The sequence below is a fragment of the Aliiglaciecola lipolytica E3 genome (assembly GCF_000314975.1).
In the GTDB taxonomy this organism is placed as follows: domain Bacteria; phylum Pseudomonadota; class Gammaproteobacteria; order Enterobacterales; family Alteromonadaceae; genus Aliiglaciecola; species Aliiglaciecola lipolytica.
Window position 1 is genome coordinate 1 of record NZ_BAEN01000003.1, and the last position, 5,087, is coordinate 5,087.

At 39.4% G+C, this 5,087-nt stretch carries 9 protein-coding genes; 1 reads left to right on the forward strand and 8 read right to left on the reverse strand.

Annotation, left to right across the window (positions count from 1 at the left end):
* Positions 1 to 115: 115 nt before the first annotated feature.
* From GLIP_RS00290 to GLIP_RS00310, 4 genes are all read right to left on the reverse strand, one after another.
* On the reverse strand, positions 116 to 424 hold the full coding sequence (locus tag GLIP_RS00290) for a hypothetical protein (protein WP_008842534.1): 309 nt from the start codon (positions 422 to 424) through the stop codon (positions 116 to 118).
* Positions 425 to 528: 104 nt separating this feature from the next.
* Positions 529 to 966 carry a hypothetical protein gene (locus GLIP_RS00295; RefSeq protein ID WP_008842535.1) on the reverse strand — a complete coding sequence of 146 codons (438 nt, stop codon included), beginning with the start codon at positions 964 to 966 and terminating at the stop codon, positions 529 to 531.
* Positions 967 to 1,314: 348 nt separating this feature from the next.
* On the reverse strand, positions 1,315 to 1,524 hold the full coding sequence (locus GLIP_RS00305) for a hypothetical protein (protein WP_040521499.1): 210 nt from the start codon (positions 1,522 to 1,524) through the stop codon (positions 1,315 to 1,317).
* Positions 1,525 to 1,607: 83 nt separating this feature from the next.
* Positions 1,608 to 1,955 (reverse strand): hypothetical protein, encoded by a 348-nt coding sequence (locus GLIP_RS00310; RefSeq protein ID WP_040521501.1) that lies wholly within the window; start codon positions 1,953 to 1,955, stop codon positions 1,608 to 1,610.
* Positions 1,956 to 2,019: 64 nt separating this feature from the next.
* Here GLIP_RS00310 and GLIP_RS00315 point away from each other — a divergent pair, with 64 nt between their 5' ends.
* Positions 2,020 to 2,970: an IS110 family RNA-guided transposase gene (locus GLIP_RS00315; protein WP_008842537.1), complete on the forward strand. Its 951-nt coding sequence runs from the start codon at positions 2,020 to 2,022 to the stop codon at positions 2,968 to 2,970.
* 27 nt (positions 2,971 to 2,997) lie between these two features.
* Here GLIP_RS00315 and GLIP_RS00320 read toward each other — a convergent pair whose 3' ends face one another.
* The 4 genes from GLIP_RS00320 to GLIP_RS00335 all read right to left on the reverse strand — a co-directional run.
* Positions 2,998 to 3,303, reverse strand: a complete 306-nt coding sequence (locus GLIP_RS00320; protein WP_008842538.1) for a hypothetical protein — start codon at positions 3,301 to 3,303, stop codon at positions 2,998 to 3,000.
* Positions 3,304 to 3,407: 104 nt separating this feature from the next.
* Positions 3,408 to 3,725 (reverse strand): hypothetical protein, encoded by a 318-nt coding sequence (locus GLIP_RS00325; protein WP_008842539.1) that lies wholly within the window; start codon positions 3,723 to 3,725, stop codon positions 3,408 to 3,410.
* Positions 3,726 to 4,250: 525 nt separating this feature from the next.
* A complete protein-coding gene (locus tag GLIP_RS00330) occupies positions 4,251 to 4,679 on the reverse strand; it encodes a hypothetical protein (RefSeq protein WP_153886226.1) in 429 nt (142 codons plus the stop codon).
* A 114-nt stretch (positions 4,680 to 4,793) separates the two neighbouring features.
* Positions 4,794 to 5,087 (reverse strand): hypothetical protein (locus GLIP_RS00335; protein WP_226992155.1); only part of this gene is annotated, 294 nt, incomplete at its 5' end.

Sequence of the window (5,087 nt, forward strand, 5' to 3'; positions counted from 1 at the left end):
TAACGCATACAATAACGGGAAAAACCGAGTGCTTTGGCACGAAGTGCCAGCGAGGATTTTTCCCAATGAGCGAAGCGAATGTTTTTGATTGTTTTGTTAGGTTTACATGTAAAAATTACCACGAAACAATAAAGACAGCTACGCCATCGCCTTTATATTCAGGTCTTTCTTTGATCTTAGCCGCTAAAGCCAATATTAAATCTTGCTCAGAAGGTTTTCCAGAAATTGAAAGATCGATAATATTGCCTCGAGAATTCTCCTTTTTTAAATGCGCCATCAGCTCATCAAATGTATAAACTTTGCCCTTTATTGAAAGCTGATTGCTGTCAACGTATTTGGCATAACTTGAAATATTTACCTTTTCTGCAGCTAAACCAAAACCAACTAATACAAAAGTAATTAAAAAAATAAGAAGTCTAAACATGATACTCGTGCACCTAACGCCTCACTAAGAGGCAAAAAATAGTTGGTTAAAATAAGCGACGAAGGAGCAAAAACCAACTGTTTTTTGTCCTTTTGAGTGACTTGTTATGAATTGTTTTTAACCACACTACAAATGCTGCTAACCTTTATGTCTTCTAGTTTTATAAAACGGTCAACTGAAGATCCTACAATGGGGTAATACATTTTCATTGCAAAAGCATTTTGGTTGAAATTTAGAATTTTATCTTTAATTTCTTCTCCAACATTAACGTAGGGTGAAGAGCTTTGAACTACTTTTACAGTTAGCTCGTTGTTTTCTAAATTATAAGTGCTTAAGTAGTAACTAGCGCTAAGTTCTTTATTTTTATCAAAGCTATAGCTAATAGTGCATTTCTCTCCTGAAGCAGTAAACGCAACATGACTAAACCAATAGTCACCTTGACCATCATAGAGCAATTCCCAAGCGCCAACTAAGTCTTCGTTTTCAACTTCTGATGCACATGAATAAAGAAATATAGAAATGATTAATACGAATAGTCTCAAAATTAGCTCCGAGCTAAAGATTCATAACGTCCAAAGCAACGGAAATGCGAGCGCTTTTGGCGCAGCCAGCGAGTATTTTCCGATGCCTTTGCTTGTTATTGCGCAACCCTTTGGACTAGCGCGGCTTTGCCGCCACCACCTGTTTGCACAACAACATGATTAAAAATATTACTCGTAGACTAAACCAACCTAGAACAAAACAACAACTGCTTTTTGACTGTTACATTGAACTGTTGCTGAGAAAAGTGGCGTGACCGGTGAGAAGAGCAACAAGTGGTCAACGACCTAGGACGATTATTAAAAAAGGAATTTGCTAAATCGAAGAAGGTAATTGAAACGCTACCTTGCTTAATTTGAAGTAGAAAAAGACAAAGCGCTATAACGTTTCAAATAAGCGGCGCAGTCTTGCTGGCTATGCTTGGCGAAGAATGAGCCCCAGCAAGCGAGAATGCGTCCGGCGACGAAGGAGCGTACTTGATTTGCTTTGTTAGACGGCGCAATAAACATGCTGTAAACATCCTTTGTCTGTTGAATAACAGTATCACCTAATACAACCACCAGATAATAACCACAATATTTTCCTTGTTAAAAGATAGCCTGAAACAGCTACACAGTTCAAATAACCTTAGCTGAAGAACAGATTATTGTTGTGAAAACCACCTTGAAGAAAAAAGAAACGATGTTGCCATTTCATGCGGATTCAAAACAACGATGCACCTTAAACTAGCGCCTTCTAACGTCCGAATTTGCTGCACAAACTTGCTGGCTATACTAGGCGAGGCACGAGCCGCAGCCAGTGAGTTTGGGTCAGCAATATTCGTTTGTATGGATAATTCATCCCTAAATTCACCAGTAATCTTTTTCGAAGATGGGTAAAGTGAGGCCCAGACTTTGGCTGCAACCAAAGTTGGCTGTGCAGTAGTTCGGCGATTGAATGGCTCCTCAATTGAGAGACCGATAACAAACTCGAACGCTACACGGTACTCCAAGCAACATACTCGAATAGTCGACTGGGCCCCGAGCTCGCATTTAGCAAACCAGAGTTAGCTTATTATGAATAAAACTGTAGTGCAAAACATAAACGTAGGTGTAGATACCGGTAAGGATTTCCTAGATATTCATATTCGTCCATTGAATGAATATTTCAAAGTTAATAATGATAAGAAGGGCGTTTCAGAGGCAATAAAACGCCTAAATAAATTGAACGTCGAACGCATAGTAATTGAATCAACGGGACGGTACGAAGCTGAGTTTGTTACTGCCTGTGCAAAAGCTAACATGCCTTTTAGCGTCGTTAATCCAGTTCATGTGAAACGCTTTGCTGGTGCTATAGGCCGAAGAGCAAAAACGGATAAACTTGATGCCGCTTTAATAGCGCAGTTTGGTGAAGTAATAAAACCAAAATTATCGTCGCTAAAGCCAGAGAATATGCAGAAAATGGCTGATATTGTACGGCGCAGAAATCAATTGATAGAGATGCAAACTAAAGAAAAGAATCGCCTTCAGATTATGCCAAAAACGGTTCAGCCGAGTATCAAAGCGATATTAGTTGTACTGAAAAAGCACATTGAAAAGATGAATGATGAGTTAGCTGAGCTTATAGAAAGTTGCCCAGACTATAGCGCGAAAAGTGAACTTGTGCAGAGCATGCCTGGTATAGGAAAAATATCGGCAGCAGCGCTAATAAGCTACCTGCCTGAATTAGGATTAATGAACAGTAAACAAGTCGCTGCTCTCGTGGGTGTTGCACCAATGAACAAAGAAAGTGGAAGGTACAAAGGCAAACAAGTTACACAGGGAGGGCGTCACCAAGTCCGCACAGTTCTTTTTATGGCTATGATGTCTGCTATGCAATGTAATCTGAAATTTAAAGCGTTTTATGAACGTTTAGTCGAGGCTGGAAAGCCGAAAAAGGTTGCGATAATAGCCTGTGTGAGAAAGATGGTAGTGATACTAAATTCAATGGTAAGAGATGGCGTCATGTGGGAAGAAAAAGCAGTTTGATTTATCTATTGACGCCATAGTCGTTTGTTATGGGCACTTATCGCCGTGCTCATCGAACGGATACTTTTGCATTTCTTTGCAACTACTGCCATAACAATTCACGATAAACTCGATACATCGATTACCACCTTTGTACAAGTAGGTAAAACCTTTAACATCTCTATTTTTTGATTGCCTTTGAGTTAACTGCTCGACTGGAAGATCATTATTTTTGAGATATGAAACAACCACTTGCCGAGCTTCCATTTGCATTTCGTCAGTAAGAATTGAATCTTCTCGCGAACAACTAGAAAGAACAATAATCAGCGCTATTAATAAAATATTCGAGTGCATTCTACTGTGCCTATAACGCCGCCTTAAGCGGTGTGTAATTGTTGGCTAAAGTGTGAAGCGAAGCGGAACCGAGCCAACTGTTACGAATCCGATTCAAGGCCTTGTTAGTTTGCGAAGTTCTCATAAGTCCCAAGCCAATCTTTGTGCTCAGGATATTTTTGCTTATAAGCCTTCAAATCGGTTTTAGGAGCGTACTTAAAATACAAACCGAAATAGTCAACTAAGTAATCTTCTCCTTTACCCATTCGCCAAAACATATCTGTTGGGTGGTAATCAGGAAACTTCAACCATGGTGGTTCAGGTGGATTACTTTTTAATTCATTCTCGTAACGTTCTTTGAGCATCTTTTCCCATGAGGCTTTATGCTCAAGATACTTATTCCATTGCTCGTCAGTTAAGTCAGCTGGTTTATCATTTGCCATTGTCACCACTGATATAAAAATCAAATTAAAAAATAATGCTCGAAACATACTCATAGAAAACTAACGTCCGAATTTGCTGCACAAACTTACTGGCTATACTTGGCGAGGTACGAGCCTCAGCCAGTGAGTTTGGGTCAGCAATATTTGTTTGTTATTGCGCCAACATCTTCACTATCGCGGCTGTGCCGCTACAAGCCTTTAACACAACAACTTCGTTTAAAATTATTACCTTAGACTAAACCAATCCGCCAGAAAACTACAACTTTTAATAAACCATACAGTGAACTGATTTAGACAAAACTGCTGAGCGATTGAAGAACTCTAAATTCAATAAACTGATGGCCGATTGCGGAAAAGAGCAGTAGTTAAGTCGGAGAAATATGGAAGTAATCTGCCTTTTCGCTAAACAGCAAATTAAAAGGCTTACGCGCTATAACGCTTTGAATATAGGGATTTTAGGAGCGCCTTGGCCGAAGGCCAGCGAGTAAAATTCCCAGTGAGTTTACGAACGACATTATTCATTTGTTAGATTGCCTGTTTACAGTATTGATCGGTGTAAAAAGTAATCTGAGCTTCAAACTCTGAAAGCAATTTGTGCTGCAATTTTTCTGCAAGATTCGTAGCAACCTTTGAATCAATTTTATCAAAATCGTAAGCGGAAGCAGAATAGCAACTGGCATTAAGAAAATTCTGAACAGCTATTTGGTAATTGTCATCGTTCTCATATATAGCGTGCACGTGTACCTTCATCTTTTCAGGAAGCATCCTCTCTCCGCCTTCCTGAATTTTTGCAAGTGTGTTTTCTTCCGCAAATTCGTCTAACACTTGTATCAACTCTGACTTATTCGAATTAGAAACTGAAAAGTACATAGTTCCATGTGGGTCGTGATGTATCCGATAACACGAAACTAAATTGAGAATCGATATAAGTAAAATGAATTTCAAAAACTTCATAGGCAATCTAACGCTTACAATAACAGGAAAAACCGAGTGCTTTGGCACGAAGTGCCAGCGAGGATTTTTCCCAGTGAGCGAAGCGAATGATGTTTATTGTTTTGTTATACGCCATTAGTCGCTACCTCCGCCATCTCCGGCTGAGTCATATGCACCTAGCCTACCAGCGCCACCACCAAAAGCCTTTGTTTTTTCGTATGCGATATCGTGACTTTTATTTACACGCCAAAATATTATCGCGCCTAAAATTGGAATTAACCAAACCAGAATTGTTTGAACCGACTTCTGGAACGTATCAAGGTCGTCTCTCTTGATAAGGAACACAGATACCGAAAAGCTTGCTAAAACGTATAAACCAATTGCACAGTAAAAATAAACTTCTGTCATTTCAAATTCCTTTTTTGGCGT

Excerpts from the sequence above, each read along its gene's own strand:
- GLIP_RS00290 (WP_008842534.1), bottom strand. The coding sequence starts at position 424 with ATGTTTAGACTTCTTATTTTTTTAATTACTTTTGTATTAGTTGGTTTT.
- GLIP_RS00320 (WP_008842538.1), bottom strand. The coding sequence starts at position 3,303 with ATGCACTCGAATATTTTATTAATAGCGCTGATTATTGTTCTTTCTAGT.
- GLIP_RS00325 (WP_008842539.1), bottom strand. The coding sequence starts at position 3,725 with ATGGCAAATGATAAACCAGCTGACTTAACTGACGAGCAATGGAATAAG.
- GLIP_RS00330 (WP_153886226.1), bottom strand. The coding sequence starts at position 4,679 with ATGAAGTTTTTGAAATTCATTTTACTTATATCGATTCTCAATTTAGTT.
- GLIP_RS00315 (WP_008842537.1), top strand. The coding sequence starts at position 2,020 with ATGAATAAAACTGTAGTGCAAAACATAAACGTAGGTGTAGATACCGGT.